Origin of the sequence: Pseudomonas nabeulensis (genome assembly GCF_004682045.1) — a bacterium.
Taxonomy (GTDB): Bacteria; Pseudomonadota; Gammaproteobacteria; order Pseudomonadales; family Pseudomonadaceae; genus Aquipseudomonas; species Aquipseudomonas nabeulensis.
Map to the genome: position 1 here is coordinate 1 of NZ_QUZT01000027.1, position 17,928 is coordinate 17,928.

A 17,928-nucleotide genomic window follows, 5' to 3' on the forward strand; every position below is an offset into this window, starting at 1 on the left:
CTGGCATTAGGGCAAGCCCCCTCCCACATTGGATTTTCAGCGCGTGGGGGATTTGGACTTGAGCCATTCATCGCGGGTCATTTCCCAGATATCCCGTGGGAAGGTGCCTGCGACAAACCGGCCTTCATCCGTCCTGATCAACCGCATGCCCTCACGCTCGGAAATGCGCCGCGATCCCAGGTTGGGTGCCGCTTTGGGCGCACGCAATACCGGGCGTTCGAGTACGCCAAACCAGTAGTCGGTCACCGCCGCACTGGCTTCGGCCATCAGCCCCAGGCCCTGCCATTGCCGGCCCAGCCAGAACCCACGGTTGTCGTCCTCGGTATCCGTCAGGCAGACGTTGCCGATCAGTACGTCGGGTGCACTTTTGAGGCAGATTGACCAGTGCCATGCCTCTCCCCGTGCCATCGCCGGCAAGGCCACGTTTTCCAGAAAGCTGCGCGCGCCGTCGGCCGGGTAGGGCCAGGGCACTTCGGCGTTGAGGTAGCGCACCACTTCCCAGTGGGGAAACAACTGCTGGGTGGCCTCGGCATCGTCCAGGGTCAGTGGACGCAGGATCAGTCGCTCGGTGTACAGCGTCGGTTGCATGGCGTTTACCAGGTGGCAGTGTTCGGCAGGTCCAGTGTGCCACGGTCGACAAACCGCATCGTGCCAAACAACCCGCCCGCCAACTTGCCGCGCAGTACATAGGGCAGGTTGTTCAAGCTTTGCGTCTGGCTGAGCCCGAGGGTCTGACGCAACACGGAAAACGCCGAAACACTCACCGGCACCATCAGAACGGTCTCGGAAAAACGTGGGATAGATCCGCTCTGATCACTTACCCCCGACGCCAGCGGCCGCCCATTGACCTCCAAATCCAGGGCCACGCCGTTGTAGTCGATCGCCGTTTCATTAGGGTTCTGCACCCGCAGCTTCACGGCAAAGCGCACTTCCAGATCCTGGCTTTGCAGTGGTTCGATGCCCACCACATTGATATTCACCGGGTCACGGTTGGGGAACAGCGCGCAGGCGCTCAGGGTCAGCAGCAGTAGCGATAGAACCATGAGCTTGCGCATATAAGGTGCTCCTATTTCGTGACGTCCGGGTCCTGCATCACTTTGAGGGTAGAGGACTCCGGATCAAATTCATCTTCTTCCAGCTCTATGAACTCTTCGGGCAGGAAAATGTTCAGCAGGATTGCACAGAACGCGCCCACGGTAATCGGCGATTCGAAGATGTTGTGCAGCGCCTTGGGCAGGTCGCGCAGCACTTCCGGTACGGCGGCGACGCCCAGGCCCATGCCGAGGGAGATCGCCACGATCAGTACATTGCGACGGTGCAGACCGGCTTCGGCGAGGATCTTGATGCCAGCGACGGCGACGGTGCCGAACATGATCAGGGTTGCGCCGCCCAATACCGGCTTGGGCATCAGTTGCAGCACTGCGCCGATCATCGGGAACAGCCCCAGCAGCACCAACAGGCCGGCGATGAAGTACGCCACGTAGCGGCTGGCCACGCCGGTCAACTGGATCACGCCGTTGTTCTGGGCGAAGGTCACCATTGGCAGGCTGTTGAAGGTCGCGGCCATCGCCGAGTTGAGGCCGTCGGCCAGCAGGCCCGACTTGATGCGCTTGATATACAGCGGGCCCTTGACCGGCTGCTGGGAAATCATCGAGTTGGCTGTCAGATCACCTGCCGCTTCCAGTGGTGAAATCAGGAAGATCACCGCCACCGGAATAAACGCCACCCAGTCGAACGAGAACCCGTACTTGAACGGCACCGGCACGCTGATCAACGGCACATGGGGCAACGCCGCCATGTCCACGCGGCCCATCAGCCAGGCGACCACAAAGCCCAACGTCAGGCCGATCACAATCGAACCCAGGCGCAGGAACGGATTGCTGAAGCGGTTGAGAACCACGATGGTCAGCAGCACCAGCGCGGCCAGGCCCATATTGCTGGCTGCGCCCAGGTCGCTGGCGCCAAAGCCGCCAGCCATGTCAGTGACGGCCACCTTGATCAACGACAAACCCATCAAGGTAATGATGGTGCCGGTGACCACCGGGGTAATCAGCTTGCGCAGCTTGCCGATGAACTGGCTGAGCACCACTTCGATAAACGCGGCAAAAAAGCAGATGCCAAAAATCGTCGACAGGATCTCATCGGTGCCACCGCCTCGGGCCTTGACCATAAACCCGGCACTGAGGATCACACTGATAAAGGAAAAACTGGTGCCCTGCAGGCACAACAACCCCGAGCCGACAGGGCCGAACTTGCGTGCCTGCACGAAGGTGCCCAGACCCGACACGAACAACGCCATGCTCACCAGGTACGGCACTTCGCTTTCCAGGCCCAGCACACCACCGACGATCAGCGTTGGGGTGATGATGCCGACAAAGCTGGCCAACACGTGTTGCAGCGCGGCAAAAATCGCCGCCGTGAAGTGCGGGCGATCGTCCAGGCCGTAGATCAGGTCGGATTTATAGCGGGGGGCTTGAGCGTCAGACAAAATACAGACCCGGTAAGGAAAAGGGGCGCGCAGAATGCCAGAAAGTGCCAGCTCTCAGAAGTGTGTTTAAACATTTCGAAGCCCCAGTGGAAGAGATTACTGGGTCCAGGCCGCTGGATTCACCAGATTATTGGGCTTTTCCCCGGCTAACGCCTGCAACAGATTATCTACCGCACAGGTGGCCATCGCCTCCCGCGTTTCATGGGTGGCCGAGCCGATATGCGGCGTTGCCACCACGTTGTTCAAACGCAACAACGGCGAGTCGTGACTCAGCGGCTCACGCTCAAACACATCCAGTCCCGCAGCGCGAATCGTGCGCTGTTGCAAGGCCTCGACCAGCGCCGGTTCATCCACCACCTTGCCCCGCGAGATATTGATAAAGATCGTCTCCGGACCCATCAGTGCGAACGCTTCGGCGCCGATCAACTTCTCGGTTTCGGCCGTCAATGGCAGCGTCAGGCAGACAAAATCCGCCTGTTGCAGCAACTCGTTCAGGCTGCGGTACTGCGCGCCAAAGCGTGCCTCCACCGCAGGTTTGGGCGAATGGCTGTGATAGATCACCGGCATGCCAAAGCCAAAATGCCCACGCTGGGCCAGGGCTTCGCCGATGCGGCCCATGCCGATGATGCCCAGGGTCTTGCCATGCACATCGGTGCCAAAATGAGCGGGGCCGATGTTTTTGTTCCATTGGCCGGCTCGCACCATGTCGGCCAGTTCGACCACGCGACGGGCAGTGGCCAGGATCAGCGCAAAACCGGTGTCGGCGGTGGTCTCGGTGAGCACATCCGGCGTGTTGCTAAGCAGGATGCCGCGCTCGGTCAGGTAGTCGATATCGTAGTTGTCGACACCCACGGACACGCTGGCGACCGCTTCAAGTTGCGGTGCCAGGTCCAGCAACCGAGCATCCAGGCGCAGGCTGGCACCCAGCAAGCCGTGGGCACCGGGCAGGGCATCGCGCAACCTGGCCAGGCCGGTGTCGTCCAGCGCTTCGATCAACGTCACCTCCGCGTGTTCACTGAGGCGAGCCATCAACGGCGCAGAGAGTTTCTTGTACAACACGACAGACTTTTTCATGCGGTCTTCACCTTCAATTCGCGGGTTGGCGCCGGCGCACGGTCGCTGGCGCCGGTCTTGAGGAAAATCGTCAGCACCACCGACAGCAGCAACGCGCCGCTCATCAGCAAGTACGATGCGCCGGGCGAGCCGGTGCTGCTATTGAGGTAACCCACCAGGTACGAGCCGCCGAATGAGCCAAGGGCCCCCATGCTGTTGATCAGCGCCATGGCGCCGCCGGCAACATTGGCCGGCAGAATCTCGGGGACGATGGCAAAAAACGGGCCGTACGGCGCATACATGCAGGCTCCGGCGATCACCAGCAAGGTGTAGGACCACCAGAAATGTTCGGCGCCGAGCGCGTAGGAGCCATAGAACGCGATGGACGCGATCAGCAACGGCGGCCACACGAAGCGTTTGCGCTTTTGCAGTTTGTCCGACCCCCAGGACACCGCCAGCATGCCGATCACCGCCGCCAGATACGGTAGCGCCGACAGCCAGCCGGCCTCGACCATGTCCATTTTCAACCCGGCCTTGAGAATCGACGGCAGCCACAGCACAAAGCCGTACACACCAATGCTCCAGCAGAAAAATTGCAATGCCAGGATGATCACCTTGGGCGAACGAAACGCTTCGCCGTAGTTCTTCACAGCCTTGATGCCCACCTGCTCGGCGGCCAATGCGCTTTCCAGCGCGGACTTTTCGCTGTCATCCAGCCACTTCGCATCCTTGGGGCGTTCATCGGCCAGCTTCCACCAGATAAACGCCCATAACACGGCGGGCAAGCCTTCGATGATAAACATCCAGCGCCAACTGAAATGCTGCACCAGATAGCCCGACACCACCGACATCCACAGCATCGTCACCGGGTTGCCGAGGATCAGGAAGGTATTGGCGCGCGAGCGTTCGGCACGGGTAAACCAATGGCACAGGTACACCAGCATCGCGGGCATCACCGCCGCTTCGACCACGCCGAGCATGAAGCGAATCACGATCAGCATATAGGCGTTGGACACCACGCCGGTCAGCGTGGCCAGCCCGCCCCAGAGGATCAGGCTGACGAAAATCAGCTTCTTGACGCTGCGTTTCTGCGCATAAATCGCCCCCGGCACCTGGAAGAAAAAGTAGCCGAGGAAAAACAGTGCCCCCAGCAGCGATGACATGCCGGGGGTGATCATCAGGTCTTCGGCCATCCCGGAGGCGGCGGCGAAGCCGTAGTTGGCGCGATCCAGGTACGCCAGGCTGTAGGTGATAAAGACGATGGGCATGATGTACCACCAACGGCGGGTGGCGAGTTTCACGGTGTCCATGGGGTTGCTCCTGAGCTTGTTGTAGTTGTGGCAACAGGTAACGGGTTACGCAGCGGTGTGGGTGGGTAGTTCCTTGCGTGTGGGCAGGCCTTCCATGTCACCGCGACTTTGCACGGCACGGCTGCCGATCCAATTGCCGCGTCGTACCGCCTCGGGGAAGCTGGCGCTTTCCAGCAGCGCGCTGATCATGCCCACCGCAAAGCCATCGCCGGCGCCGACGGTGTCGACCACGCGGTCCACACGGACGGCGGCGACATAACCTTGATCCATCTGGGTGCGGTAATAGGCGCCGTCCTGGCCGAGCTTGATCGCCACGGCTTCGGCGCCTTGGTCGAGGTAAAACGCGGCTATATCCGCCGGGTCGTCGAAGCCGGTCAGCAGACGGCCTTCGCCCAGGCCGGGCAGCACCCAGTCGGCCAGAGCGGCGAGGGCGTTGATTTCGCGGATCATCGTCTGTTGGTTGGCCCACAGCGACGGGCGCAGGTTGGGATCGAACGAGACGCTGCGCCCGGCCTTGCGCATGAGTGTCATCAACTCGGTGGAGAGCTCACGGGTCACGTCGGATAACGCAGGCGGTATGCCGGTGGCGTGCAAATGGCGAGCTTGCAGCAGTGCAGGGCTGATCGCCGCGATAGATAAATGACTGGCCGCCGAGCCTTTGCGGAAGTATTCCACCTGGGGATCGGCGCCTGCCTCTTCGCGAGACTTGAATTGAAAACCGGTGGGATGCAGCGGATCCACTGCCACGTGCCGACAATCCAGGCCTTCGTTTTTCAGCGTGTCGACGACAAAACGCCCCAGGGAGTCATTGCCCACCCGACTTAACCAGGCGACGTTAAAGCCCAGACGCGACAAGCCAATGGCGACATTGCTATCGGCACCCGCGATGCGTTTGTGAAACTGCGCCACTTGAGCCAGATCGCCGGTTTGCTCGGCGACAAACATCGCCATGGTTTCACCAAACGACAGGATATCAATCTCAGACATGAGCGTGCTCCCCACGGGGTTGGCCAAGGCGGGCGAGGGTGGCGACCTGCTGCGCGGTGACCTCGACCAGATCATCGCCTTGCAGCGGAAATTCCACGGCCCGCGTAATGCCTTGAGTCATGTGCTTGAGCAGTTGTTCCCACAAATGCAGGTCGGTGGCGCCAGGCGGTAGGGCTACCAGCTTGCCATCTGCCCGCCGCGCGACGGCTTTGCAGTGCAGGTAGTCGACATGCCGGCCCAACAGGCGCGCGGCAGTGAGGGCGGATTGGTCCTGCCATTGCCAGTTGCCGATATCGAACGTCATCTTCACCGGCAGGCCCAGGCGTTCCACTTCGGTGAAAAAACGCTGCATCGGTTCGATGCGGCCGCCGTGCAGGGTCTGGTCGTTTTCCACCAGCAATTGCACCGGGTGGCGGTTGAGCAGGGCGTGCAGGCTTTCCAGGTCGTTGGTGTCGGTGAAATAGCCCAGTGAGACTTTAAGCCACTGCGCGCCGAAAGACTGAGCGCGATCCAGGGTGGCGGCGAGTTCGGCATTGGGTTGCGCACGGCCTGCGACCCACAGTTCCAGCGGCGATGAAAACACTGATTCAAGGTGATGGTGCGCAGCCGCCTGGGCCAATGTTGCGGGTTGCTCGGTGGTCAGTAACTCTTCACGCCACTCGATGCGCTGGGCACCGGCGGACTTGAGCAGTTCGACAAAACTCAACTGACCTTGCTGGCGAACCAGGTCGGCGCCGTAGCTGGAGAGGCTGATGGAGACGGGGTATTTATGCATTGTTGTTTACCTCTGAAACCGGTTTCATTTTTAAGCAGCTAAATAGTGTGGGAGGGGGCTTGCCCCCGATGGCGGTGTATCAATCACCGTTGTAGTGGCTGACACACCGCTATCGGGGGCAAGCCCCCTCCCACAGGGGATCGTGTGGAGCCGCGGATGATCAGCTCGGGCAAAAAATCCAGGGTGCGTGTGGGTTCGGTATCGCCGCGCAGGCGCTTGAGCAAACAGTCGAATGCGTGGGCGCCGATGGCTTCGGTGGGCTGGGCGAGGGCGGTGATACCGCCGCCGACCAAGGGATACCACTCCAGGTCATCCAGGGCGATCAGGCCAACGTCGTCGAACAGATTGCAACCCAGGTGCTTGAGCGCGCGGGTACAGGCCAACGCCGCGACGCCGTTGGCGCAAAACAGCGCCTTGGGGCCAGGTTTGGCCAGGAAGATTTTCAGGTGGTGTTCGAGTTCGGCGTCCAGTTCCAGAACGCCGCCGGTCAACTGCGGGCGGCTGGCGATCTCTGCCTTGAAGCTTTCCACTCGCTCAAGGCGAGAGCTGGTGCCGTCGATGGCTTCGCTCACCAGCAACAGATCGCGATAACCCTGTTGCTGCAAATGCTCCACTGCCATGCGCACCGCCGCTGGGTTGTTCAATCCGACGAGGTCGCTGTGCAGCGGCTCGACCTTGCGATCCACCAGCACCAGGGGCATTTCCCGTTGCAGCTCCAGCAGTTGGTCAAGGTGATGGCCGAGGGTGTTCACGATCAGCCCTTCGATGTTGTACGAACGCAGCGCGGCCAAATGTTGGCGCTCCTGTTCGTCATCACGGTCGGTGTTGCACACCACCAGGCTGTAGCCATGCTGGCGACAGGCGGTTTCGACGCCGTGCATCACGGCAATGGAGTAGGGGTTACGAATATCAGCCACCAACATGCCGATCAGCCGCGTGCGCCCACGCTTGAGGCCACGGGCCATCTGGTTGGGGCGGTAGCCTAGGTGTTCGATGGCTTGTTCGATGCGCTGGGCGATGGCATCGGAGAGTAGGGCGCGGTCATCGCCGATAAAGCGCGACACGCTGGCCTTGGACACGCCGGCGTGTTGGGCGACGTCGAGCATGGTCACGCGGCTGCGCTGGGCGGCGGAAAATGAGGTCACGGTAGAGCCTTTATTATTGGATTAGATGAAGCACTGAAACCGGTTTCAGAAAACACCAGTCAGACAAAAACGTCAAGAATTTATTGATTGATGTGTCCATGGCCAAACGCCTAAAGCCGATCTGCGCTGTACAGCGTCAGCCGAACAGCCCGGCAGCGATATTGATCGAGAAACCCAGGATCGCCGTGTTGAACAGAAACCCGATCAACGATTGCCCCAGCACCACTTTGCGCATGCCACGCGTAGCGACGCCCACATCCGAGGTCTGCACCGCCACACCGATGGTGAAGGAGAAATACAGAAAGTCCCAATAGTTGGGGGTCAACAGCCCTTCGGCAAAGCGCAGCGCCGGCTCCTTGCCGTCCCAGGTGTAATAGAGGCGCGCGTAATGCACGCTGAAAATCACCCCGATCAACAGCCATGAACCGATCACCGTCAGTCCGGTGAAGCCGTAGTGCATCAAGCGCTCGGTAGTGGCCAGTTCCTTGCTGCCCAACAGTTCGAAGGTGATGGTCGCCAGGCTGGCGATAGCGGCGATGCAGACCGTTAACAGGACCAACCCCGCATTTTCATCTTCGATCTCGGCGATGCGTTTGACGTCGGGGGCCTTGGCGCGGATGGCCAGCCACAGCATCAGGACCAGGTAGGTCCACACGCCGGCATTCCAGCCAATGAGGGTTTTGCTGACGAGGGTGTCGGCGGGTGCCAGGATGCCGACGGCAAGGCCCAGTACTGCGGCGGCGGAGAGGCGAGGGTGGGTGCGGGCGAGGAAGGGCATGGTTGCTCACAGCGGGCTGGGTATCAGCAGACTGTAGCCGATTCCAAAAGGTGAAGCTGATCCCAATGTGGGAGGGGGCAAGCCCCCTCCCACAGGGTTAACCTTTTCTGACGAGCTTCATCACCACCACAAAAAACACCGGCACAAACACCACCGCCAGCGTCGCGGTGATCATGCCGCCAATCACCCCCGTACCAATTGCCTGCTGGCTCGCCGAGCTGGCCCCGGTGGCAATCGCCAACGGCACCACACCCAGAATGAACGCCAGCGACGTCATGATGATCGGCCGCAAGCGCAGCCGCGCCGCTTTCAAGGTAGCGCTGATCAGGTCTTCGCCCTGGTCATACAAGTCCTTGGCAAACTCGATGATCAGAATCGCGTTCTTCGCCGACAGGCCGATGATGGTGATCAAACCGACCTTGAAAAACACATCGTTGGGCATGCCGCGCAAGGTCACGGCGAGTACCGCGCCGAGTACACCCAGTGGCACCACCAGCAACACGGAGGTCGGGATCGACCAGCTTTCATACAGCGCCGCCAAGCACAGGAACACGATCAGCAGCGACAGGCCCAGCAGCATCGGCGCCTGGGCGCCGGACAAGCGCTCCTGCAATGACAAGCCGGTCCATTCCTGGCCCAAACCTGCCGGCAATTGGTTGACCAGCTGCTGGATTTCATCCATCGCTTCGCCGGTGCTGTGACCCGGGGCTGCTTCACCGCTGATGGCAATGGCCGGATAGCCGTTATAGCGGGTCAACTGCGCCGGGCCCTGGGTCCATTTGGCTTCGACAAACGAAGACAGGGGCACCATTTTCCCGGCGTTATTGCGCACATTGATTTTCATCAAGTCCGCCACCTGGCTGCGTTGGTCGCCTTCGGCCTGCACCACCACCCGCTGCATGCGGCCCTGGTTGGGGAAGTCGTTGATGTACGCCGAACCAATAGCCGACGACAGCACATTACCCACATCCGCAAACGACACGCCCAGCGCGTTGGCCTGCTTGCGGTCGACTTCCAACTGCACCTGCGGCGCTTCGGCCAGGGCACTTTCGCGCACGTTGGCCAGGATCGGGCTTTTCTCGGCGGCGGCCAGCAACTCGGTACGCGCCGCCATCAAGGCCGCGTGGCCGACGCCGCCACGGTCCTGCAAGCGGAACTCGAAACCACTGGACGTACCCAGTCCGTCTACCGGCGGCGGCAGGATCGCGTAGGCAATCGCGTCCTTCAATTCGCTGAAGGCCATATTGGCGCGGTCGGCAATCGATGCTGCTGAATCATCACTGCCGCGCTCGGACCAATCCTTGAGCGTGGTAAATGCCAACGCCGCGTTCTGCCCGGAACCGGAGAAACTGAACCCCATGATCATGGTGGTATCACCCACTCCAGGTTCCCCGGCGTTATGCGCCTCGATCTGTTCGGCCACCTGCACCGTACGGTTCTTGCTGGCACCCGGCGGCAATTGGATATCAGTGATGGTGTAACCCTGGTCTTCCACCGGCAGGAACGAGGAGGGCAGGCGCATGAACATCAGCCCCAGGCCCACCAGCAGCACGGCATAGATCAGCAGGTAACGGACACTGCGCTTGAGCGCATAGGCGACCCAGCCTTCATAGCGGTCGGTGAGCTGTTCGAAACGTTGGTTGAACCAGCCGAAGAAACCGCCCTTGGCGTGGTGATCATCCTGGGCAATGGGCTTGAGCAGGGTCGCACACAGCGCTGGGGTCAAGGTCAGTGCCAGGAACGCCGAGAACAGGATCGAGGTGGCCATCGACAGCGAGAACTGTTGGTAGATCACCCCCACCGAACCCGGCATAAACGCCATCGGCAGGAACACCGCCACCAACACCAGCGTGATACCGACGATAGCCCCAGTGATCTGGCCCATGGCCTTTTTGGTCGCGTCCTTGGGTGATAAACCCTCGGTGGCCATGATCCGCTCGACGTTCTCCACCACCACAATCGCATCGTCCACCAGGATGCCGATGGCCAACACCATGCCGAACATGGTCAGCACGTTGATCGAGAACCCCAGCAACAACATGGTGGCGAAAGTGCCCATCAACGCAATCGGCACCACCAGCGTGGGGATCAGCGTGTAGCGCACGTTCTGCAGGAACAGGAACATCACCGCAAACACTAGCGCCATGGCTTCGAGCAGGGTGTAGACCACCTTGGTGATCGAGACCTTCACGAACGGCGAGGTATCGTACGGAATCTTGTATTCCACATTGGCCGGGAAGTAGCGCGACAGCTCATCCATCTTCGCCCGCACCAACGTCGCGGTGTTCAGCGCGTTGGCGCCGGGCGACAACTGTACGCTGACGGCGGTGGAAGGCTTGCCGTTCAGGCGCGTGGAGAACTGGTATTCCTGGCTGCCGATTTCCACCCGCGCTACATCGCCGATGCGCACGGTGGAACCATCCGGGTTGGCCTTGAGCACGATGTCGGCGAATTCCGCAGGCGTCGAGAGCTGGCCCTTGACCAGGATCGCGGCAGTGATTTCCTGGGTGTTGGTGCCGGGCAAATCACCGATGCTACCGGCGGAAACCTGGGCATTCTGCGCGCTGATCGCGGCATTGACGTCGGCGGGGGTGAGGTTGAAACCGATCAGCTTTTGCGGGTCGATCCAGATACGCATCGCCCGTTCGGCGCCGTACAGCTGGGCCTTGCCCACACCGTCCAGGCGCTTGAGCTCGTTCATCACGTTGCGCGCCAGGTAGTCGCTGAGCGCTACGTCATCAAGCTTGCCGTCGCTGGAAGTGAGGGTGACCAGCAACAGGAAGCCGGCGGAGACTTTTTCCACCTGCAAGCCCTGCTGGGTGACCGCTTGCGGCAAGCGCGGCTCTACCGCCTTGAGGCGGTTTTGCACGTCGACCTGGGCCATTTCCGGGTCGGTGCCCGGTTGGAACGTAGCGGTGATGGTGGCCGAACCGAGGCTGCTCTGGGATTCGAAATACAGCAGGTGGTCGGCGCCGTTGAGTTCCTGCTCGATCAGGCTCACCACGCTTTCATCCAGTGTTTGCGCCGAAGCACCGGGGTACACCGCGTAGATTTCCACCTTCGGCGGTGCCACGTTGGGGTACTGCGCCACGGGCAATTGCGGAATCGCCAGTGCACCGGCCAGCAGGATAAACAGGGCCACCACCCAGGCGAAAATCGGGCGGTCAATAAAGAACTGCGGCATGGCGGGTTATTCCTCTACCTGGACTTTTTCACCGGGCCGAGCATGTTGCAGGCCTTCGACGACAATGCGGTCACCGGCCTTGAGGCCACTGCTGACCACCCAGCGGTCTTCGACCACTGCGCCCAGTTCAACCGGTTGCAGGCTCACCGTCTGTTCGGCGTCTACCAGCAGCACCATCGGGATACCCGCACTGTCGCGGGTGATGGCGCGTTGCGGCACGCTGATGCCTTGCTTGTCGACCGCTTGCTCCAGGCGCACCCGCACAAAGCTGCCGGGCAGCAGGTCAAGGTCGGGGTTGGGGAATTCGCTGCGCAAGATGATCTGACCGGTGCCGGGGTCGACGCTGATCTCGGCAAACAGCAACTTGCCCGGCAACGGGTACAGGCTGCCATCGTCCTGGATCAGCGTGGCCTTGGCCTGGTCCTGGCCGACCTGCTTCAAGCTGCCGGCGCGGAAGGCGCGGCGCAGGTCGTTGAGTTCGCGGGTGGATTGGGTGAGGTCGGCGTGGATCGGGTCCAACTGCTGGATGATCGCCAGCGGCGTGGCCTCGTTCTGGCCCACCAGCGCGCCTTCGGTCACCAACGCACGGCCAATGCGCCCGGAGATCGGTGCGGTGACGGTGGCATAGCCCAGGTTCAATCGGGCGCGTTCGACGGCGGCTTTGTTGGCCGCCACTTCGGCGTTGGTCTGGCGCAGGGTGGCGCGGGCGTTGTCGTAGTCCTGGGCGCTGATGGCTTTTTCTTCCACCAACTGGCTGTAGCGCTGCTCTTGCAGGCGCGCCTGGAACGCATTGGCCTCGGCCTTGCTCAGGTTGGCCTGGGCGCTGTCGAGGTCGGCCTTGAACGGCGCCGGGTCGATGCGGAACAGCACGTCGCCCTGTTTGACGTCATGGCCTTCGTTGAATACCCGCTGCATCACCACGCCGGCCACCCGCGCACGCACCTCGGCGATACGCGGCGCGGCAATGCGCCCGCTGAGTTCGCTGCTGATGGAAAGCGGTTTGGCTTGCAGGGTTTCGATACGGACTTTGGCCAACGGCGCTTCCGGCGCCTGGGCGGCCGATTTGTCGCAAGCGCTGAGGGCAAAGGTCAGGGCCAGCAGGCAAAACGGCGCAAACAGATTCTTCGACATGCTCTTATCCCAATAATGACTGGCGCATCCTAAGGTCACCTGCGCCGTGGTGCTGTGAAGCTGTGTAGGTGGTCTGTGAAGAAATGTAAGGTGCGGCGCACAGTGCGCCGGGTACGTATATCCTTATAAACATCCCACAAACACCAAAGATCCCATGTGGGAGGGGGCTTGCCCCCGATAGCGGTGGGTCAGTGAAGAATATTTCAACTGATACACCGCTATCGGGGGCAAGCCCCCTCCCACATTGGATTTGTGTAAGACCAACAATTGTATTTTCGGAAACATCCCCATGCCCAACATCCTCCTGGTGGAAGACGACGCCGCACTCTCCGAGCTGATTGCCAGCTACCTGGAACGCAATGGCTACCACGTCAGCGTGCTCAGCCGTGGCGACCATGTGCGCGAACGTGCGCGTCTGAACCCACCGGACCTGGTGATCCTCGACCTGATGTTGCCCGGCCTCGATGGCCTGCAAGTGTGCCGCCTGCTGCGTGCCGACTCGGCGGGCTTGCCGATCCTGATGCTCACCGCCCGTGATGACAGCCACGACCAGGTGCTGGGCCTGGAAATGGGTGCTGACGATTACGTCACCAAACCCTGCGAGCCCCGTGTGTTGCTGGCGCGCGTGCGCACCTTGTTGCGCCGCAGCAGCCTGTCCGAACCGCTCGCCGCCAACGATCAGATCATCATGGGCAACCTGTGCATCGACCTGTCGGAACGCACCGTGACCTGGCGCGAACAGGCCGTGGAGTTGTCCAGCGGCGAATACAACCTGCTGGTGGTGCTGGCCCGGCACGCTGGCGAAGTACTCAGCCGCGACCAGATCCTGCAACGCCTGCGCGGTATCGAGTTCAACGGCACCGACCGCTCGGTGGACGTGGCCATCTCCAAGCTGCGCCGCAAGTTCGACGACAACGCCGGCGAGGCGCGCAAGATCAAGACAGTATGGGGCAAGGGCTACCTGTTCAGCCGCTCCGAGTGGGAATGCTGATCCATGTTTCGTGTCCTGCTGCGGCTCTACCTGATCACCATCGTCACCTACAGTGCGGCGATTTTCCTCATCCCGAAACTGGTCATTCAACTGTTCGAACACCGTTACCTTGACTACAACGTCGAGCAGTCGCGGGGCATGCAAAAACTTATCGTCAAGCAATACCAGCGGGCACCGGTGTCGCGTTGGTCCCAGGTCACCGACCAACTGAGCCAGGATTTTGCACCGCTCAGCGTGCAATTGCTGTTGCGCCAGGACGCCAGCTATACGCCGGAGGAAGCGCAGCTGCTGGCCGACGGCAAACCGGTGATTCGCCTGGGGGAGTGGGGCTGGGCGGAAGATATCAGCTCGCCGCTCAATGACCAGTTTGTGGTCAAGCTGACCATTCCGCCGGACCCGCTGGACATGAACCTGCTGTACTGGTCAATGAACGTGTTGATCGGCGCGGCGCTGCTCGCTTGCCTGCTGGTTTGGCTGCGGCCGCACTGGCGCGACCTGGAGCGTCTGAAAAGCACCGCCACGCAATTGGGCAAAGGCAACCTGGGCGAGCGTACGCAGATTCCCGCCAGTTCCAACATCGGCAGCCTGGCCTCGGTGTTCGACACCATGGCCGACGACATCGAGCGCCTGCTCAACCAGCAACGCGACCTGCTCAACGCGGTGTCCCATGAACTGCGTACACCGCTGACCCGCCTGGATTTCGGCCTGGCCCTGGCCCTGTCCGACGAGTTGCCCCAGGCCAGTCGCGAACGCTTGCAAACCCTGGTGGCGCACATCCGTGAGCTGGATGAGTTGGTGTTGGAGCTGCTGTCCTACAGCCGCCTGCAAAACCCGGCGCAGTTGCCGGAACGCGTCGAGGTGGCGCTCGATGAGTTTGTCGACAGCGTACTGGGTAGCGTGGATGACGAACTGGAAAACCCCGAGATCGTCATCGATGTGGCCCTCGACTGTGCCGTGGAGCGTTTCAGCCTCGACCCACGCCTGACGGCCCGCGCCTTGCAGAACCTGTTGCGCAACGCCACGCGTTATTGCGACAAGCGGATTCAGGTAGGGGTCAAGGTCGGCGCCGACGGCTGCGAAATCTGGGTGGACGACGATGGTATCGGCATCCCCCTGGACCAGCGCGAGCGCATTTTCGAGCCGTTCTACCGCCTCGATCGCAGCCGCGACCGCGCCACAGGTGGCTTCGGCCTGGGCCTGGCCATCAGTCGGCGAGCGCTGGAGGCCCAGGGCGGCACCTTGACGGCGCTGGCGTCACCGCTGGGTGGTGCGCGGTTTCGGGTGTGGTTGCCCAGCGTCGGCTGATCAGAGCACCTTCACCGCACGACCGATAGCCTGGATCGGCCCGGTGGGTTTGCCAGTGGGCGAGCCGCTCGGGTCTTCCAGGGTCAGTTCGAACAGCTGGTTGGGCGCGAGCGGCGGCAGTGTGTCCAGCGGCACCGACAGCGACTGTCCAGGCTTGACCAACCCGAGGGACACCGGCCCTTGCCAGCCATCGCCCTTGGTCCAGAACTGCAAGGCCTTGTCGGCGGGTACTTCCATCACGCCCAAGGGAATCAACTGAATCTGCTGGTTGTTGCTGGCCTGGATCACCCAGCCCGGCGCCTGGCTTTGCGGTGCCACCAGCACCACCACAAACGTTGGATCAGGCGTCGGTGAGCGCATCACTAACAGCGTGCCCAGGATCACTGTTGCCAGTAGCCCGACGCCAGCCAGGCCGCGCCATACCGCCAGCAGGTCCCACCAGCGAGTGCGAGCAGTGGCGATATGGCGTTCGATACGCTGCCACAGCTGTGCCGAAGGCTGCACAGGCTCGGCCAGCGCCGTCAGCGGCAATAGACGTTGCTCCCAGGCATCCACCGCGGCACGCAACGCGGCGTCGTGCTTGAGGCGTTGTTCCACCTCGGCGCGCTGTTCGGCGGGCAGGGTGCCCAACACGTATTCACTGGCGAGTTCTTCGAGGGGGTCGCTCATGCCATGCACTCCCGCAGCGCGGCGAGGCTGCGTTTTATCCAGGCTTTGACCGTCCCCAGTGGGGTGCCCAGTTTCAACGCGATTTCGCTATGGGAATAACCGTCGACATACGCATGCAAGATGCACGTGCGACGAGCCGGGTCGAGTTGCTCCAGGCACGTGTGTACCTGCCCGGAGCGCGCACTGAATTCAAAGGTATCGCCATCATTGACCGGCTCGTGCTGCTCATCCAGTGGCACCTCGCGGTACTGGTTGCGCACGACATTGAGGGCCAGGTGGCGGGTCACGCTGAACACCCAGCCACGGGCGGAGCCGCGACTGGGGTCAAAACTGCCAGCACCGCGCCAGATCTTGAGGAACGCGTCATGCACGATATCCTCGGCCACCGCCTTGTCCCGGACGATACGCATGGCTACACCGAGCAGGTGGTTGCTTTCCTGCTCGTATAACCGGCGCAAGGCCTTTTGATCGCCACGGGCACAGGCCAGCAAACAGGCTTCGTAATCAAACACGCACGTCCCTCAAGCATGGATTCCTCACGCAGCGTAGCCGACTTTGCTCAATTGGCGGCCCAGAAGATGTAATCCGCCTGGTACTTCACCACTTCCTGCTTGCCCTTGTTGGCCACCGTGCAGGCGCTGCTCGGTGCGACGCCGCCCTTGAGGGCAACCCGTTGGATATAGCTCACGCCGCTCATCGCACCCTTGCCTTCGGCCGGGTTGGCCTTGACCAGTTGGTACGGCAGGTTGCCCGGACTCGACGGCGCTACGGCCAACTGGGTGCCGGTGATCTTCGAACCGTCCTTGGCTTCCCAGGTGGCCGGCGGGCCGAAATAGGTACCCACTTGCTTGCCACTGCGGTCATTCAACACGGCCTTGGGACCGACAAAGGTCCACTCGACCTGGCCGGCGGCGTTGGCCTTGTCGCGGCACTCGTAGGTGATTTCGCCAACGCCGGTGGTTTCCAGCGCCACCTTGTGGCCGTCGGGTACCTTGATGCTGTCGGGCACGGCCTGGGCGAAGGCGGCGGGGGCGGCAAGCAGGGTGGCGAGGCAGAGCAATGCTTTAGCGTTCATGGTGGTTCTCCATTGGGTAGAACAGCAGGGTTGCTGCCGGTACTACCCAGAGACATAGAAATTGGATGCAGTGCCCGCCAATAAAATTTACCGAAAAACAAAAAGATCTAAAGTCAGATCATATTGATATAAGTCGTTATAAGAAAAATCGCTATCCTGCCGCCAGAAATTTATAAGGCCGCAGGTAGCAGTAATGGATGTGGGTAATTTTGGTTTTGTAATTGCGGGCCTGATCGTCGGTTTTATCGTGGGCATGACCGGCGTGGGTGGGGGCTCGTTGATGACCCCGATCCTGTTGTGGTTCGGTATCAACCCGGCCACCGCCGTGGGCACCGACCTGTTGTACGCCGCCATCACCAAGTCCGGTGGGGTGCTGGTGCACAGCAAGAACAAGAATATCGACTGGACCATCACCGGCTGGCTCACGCTCGGCAGCGTGCCCGCCGTCCTGCTGACCCTGTGGTTCCTGGCCAGCTTGCACACCGACCCCAGCGCGATGAACGCGGTGATCAAGCAGGCCCTGGGCGTGGTGCTGCTGCTGACGGCCCTGGCGATCCTGTTCAAGAAAACCCTGTTGGCCTTCGCCCAGCGCCATGCCGGCGACGACTACCACATGAATCCGCGCAACCTGAATGCGCTGACAGTGGTGACCGGCGCGGTCCTCGGCACCATGGTTGCCCTCACCTCCATCGGCGCCGGCGCCCTCGGCACGGTGGCGCTGTTTATCCTGTACCCGTTCCTGGCGACTCGCCGTTTGGTGGGCACCGAGATCGCCCACGCCGTGCCGCTGACCCTGGTGGCGGGGTTGGGCCATGCGAGCATGGGCAATATGGACTGGCACCTGTTGGGCTTTTTGCTGATGGGGTCGTTGCCGGGGATTTATATCGGTAGCCATATGACCGGCAAACTGCCGGATGGTGTGTTGCGGCCATGCCTGGCGATCATGCTTATGGCCATCGGCTACAAACTCGCTTTCTAAGCCTGTACACAGTTTAAATGTGGGAGGGGGCAAGCCCCCTCCCACATGTTGATTGTGG

The 17,928-nt window shown here is 61.4% G+C and carries 17 protein-coding genes; 3 read left to right on the forward strand and 14 right to left on the reverse strand.

What is annotated here, in order from left to right; translation table 11 throughout:
* Nucleotides 1-36: 36 nt before the first annotated feature.
* The 11 genes from DYL61_RS15440 to DYL61_RS15490 form a co-directional block, all read right to left on the reverse strand.
* A complete protein-coding gene (locus DYL61_RS15440) occupies nucleotides 37-588 on the reverse strand; it encodes a GNAT family N-acetyltransferase (RefSeq protein ID WP_135309021.1) in 552 nt (183 codons plus the stop codon).
* Between the two features lie 5 nt (nucleotides 589-593).
* A complete protein-coding gene (locus DYL61_RS15445) occupies nucleotides 594-1,055 on the reverse strand; it encodes an LEA/WHy family protein (protein WP_033900377.1) in 462 nt (153 codons plus the stop codon).
* 11 nt (nucleotides 1,056-1,066) lie between these two features.
* Nucleotides 1,067-2,488 carry a nucleobase:cation symporter-2 family protein gene (locus DYL61_RS15450; RefSeq protein ID WP_135309022.1) on the reverse strand — a complete coding sequence of 474 codons (1,422 nt, stop codon included), beginning with the start codon at nucleotides 2,486-2,488 and terminating at the stop codon, nucleotides 1,067-1,069.
* A gap of 96 nt (nucleotides 2,489-2,584) precedes the next feature.
* Entirely contained in the window at nucleotides 2,585-3,562 is a 978-nt protein-coding gene (locus DYL61_RS15455) for an NAD(P)-dependent oxidoreductase (RefSeq protein WP_135309023.1), read from the reverse strand.
* Nucleotides 3,559-4,851 carry an MFS transporter gene (locus DYL61_RS15460; protein WP_135309024.1) on the reverse strand — a complete coding sequence of 431 codons (1,293 nt, stop codon included), beginning with the start codon at nucleotides 4,849-4,851 and terminating at the stop codon, nucleotides 3,559-3,561. The genes DYL61_RS15455 and DYL61_RS15460 overlap by 4 nt, the downstream gene beginning before the upstream one ends.
* 45 nt (nucleotides 4,852-4,896) lie before the next feature.
* Nucleotides 4,897-5,838 (reverse strand): sugar kinase, encoded by a 942-nt coding sequence (locus DYL61_RS15465; protein WP_135309025.1) that lies wholly within the window; start codon nucleotides 5,836-5,838, stop codon nucleotides 4,897-4,899.
* Nucleotides 5,831-6,613: a sugar phosphate isomerase/epimerase family protein gene (locus DYL61_RS15470; protein WP_135309026.1), complete on the reverse strand. Its 783-nt coding sequence runs from the start codon at nucleotides 6,611-6,613 to the stop codon at nucleotides 5,831-5,833. Before DYL61_RS15470 ends, DYL61_RS15465 begins: the two co-directional genes overlap by 8 nt.
* Before the next feature lie 83 nt (nucleotides 6,614-6,696).
* Entirely contained in the window at nucleotides 6,697-7,758 is a 1,062-nt protein-coding gene (locus DYL61_RS15475; protein WP_135309027.1) for a LacI family DNA-binding transcriptional regulator, read from the reverse strand.
* A 136-nt stretch (nucleotides 7,759-7,894) separates the two neighbouring features.
* Nucleotides 7,895-8,536: a DUF1345 domain-containing protein gene (locus DYL61_RS15480; protein WP_135309028.1), complete on the reverse strand. Its 642-nt coding sequence runs from the start codon at nucleotides 8,534-8,536 to the stop codon at nucleotides 7,895-7,897.
* Nucleotides 8,537-8,633: 97 nt separating this feature from the next.
* Nucleotides 8,634-11,720 (reverse strand): efflux RND transporter permease subunit, encoded by a 3,087-nt coding sequence (locus DYL61_RS15485; RefSeq protein ID WP_135309029.1) that lies wholly within the window; start codon nucleotides 11,718-11,720, stop codon nucleotides 8,634-8,636.
* A 6-nt stretch (nucleotides 11,721-11,726) separates the two neighbouring features.
* Complete coding sequence (locus tag DYL61_RS15490) at nucleotides 11,727-12,851, reverse strand: efflux RND transporter periplasmic adaptor subunit (protein ID WP_135309030.1); 1,125 nt, start codon at nucleotides 12,849-12,851, stop codon at nucleotides 11,727-11,729.
* 289 nt (nucleotides 12,852-13,140) lie between these two features.
* On the opposite strand from DYL61_RS15490, the gene DYL61_RS15495 reads away from it, so the two are divergent.
* Both DYL61_RS15495 and DYL61_RS15500 read left to right on the forward strand, forming a co-directional pair.
* A complete protein-coding gene (locus tag DYL61_RS15495) occupies nucleotides 13,141-13,842 on the forward strand; it encodes a response regulator (protein ID WP_105697105.1) in 702 nt (233 codons plus the stop codon).
* 3 nt (nucleotides 13,843-13,845) lie between these two features.
* Entirely contained in the window at nucleotides 13,846-15,147 is a 1,302-nt protein-coding gene (locus DYL61_RS15500; RefSeq protein ID WP_135309031.1) for an ATP-binding protein, read from the forward strand.
* Here the strand turns inward: DYL61_RS15500 and DYL61_RS15505 are convergent, their stop codons facing one another.
* From DYL61_RS15505 to DYL61_RS15515, 3 genes are read right to left on the reverse strand one after another with little or no spacing between them, the layout of a single operon-like run.
* Nucleotides 15,148-15,816, reverse strand: coding sequence for an anti-sigma factor (locus DYL61_RS15505; RefSeq protein WP_135309032.1), 669 nt, complete (start codon nucleotides 15,814-15,816; stop codon nucleotides 15,148-15,150).
* Nucleotides 15,813-16,328, reverse strand: coding sequence for a sigma-70 family RNA polymerase sigma factor (locus DYL61_RS15510; RefSeq protein WP_135309033.1), 516 nt, complete (start codon nucleotides 16,326-16,328; stop codon nucleotides 15,813-15,815). The genes DYL61_RS15505 and DYL61_RS15510 overlap by 4 nt, the downstream gene beginning before the upstream one ends.
* Before the next feature lie 47 nt (nucleotides 16,329-16,375).
* Nucleotides 16,376-16,891, reverse strand: coding sequence for a DUF3455 domain-containing protein (locus DYL61_RS15515; RefSeq protein WP_135309034.1), 516 nt, complete (start codon nucleotides 16,889-16,891; stop codon nucleotides 16,376-16,378).
* A 193-nt stretch (nucleotides 16,892-17,084) separates the two neighbouring features.
* Between DYL61_RS15515 and DYL61_RS15520 the strand changes: the two genes are divergently transcribed.
* Nucleotides 17,085-17,870, forward strand: a complete 786-nt coding sequence (locus DYL61_RS15520; RefSeq protein ID WP_135309035.1) for a sulfite exporter TauE/SafE family protein — start codon at nucleotides 17,085-17,087, stop codon at nucleotides 17,868-17,870.
* The last annotated feature ends 58 nt before the right edge of the window (nucleotides 17,871-17,928 follow it).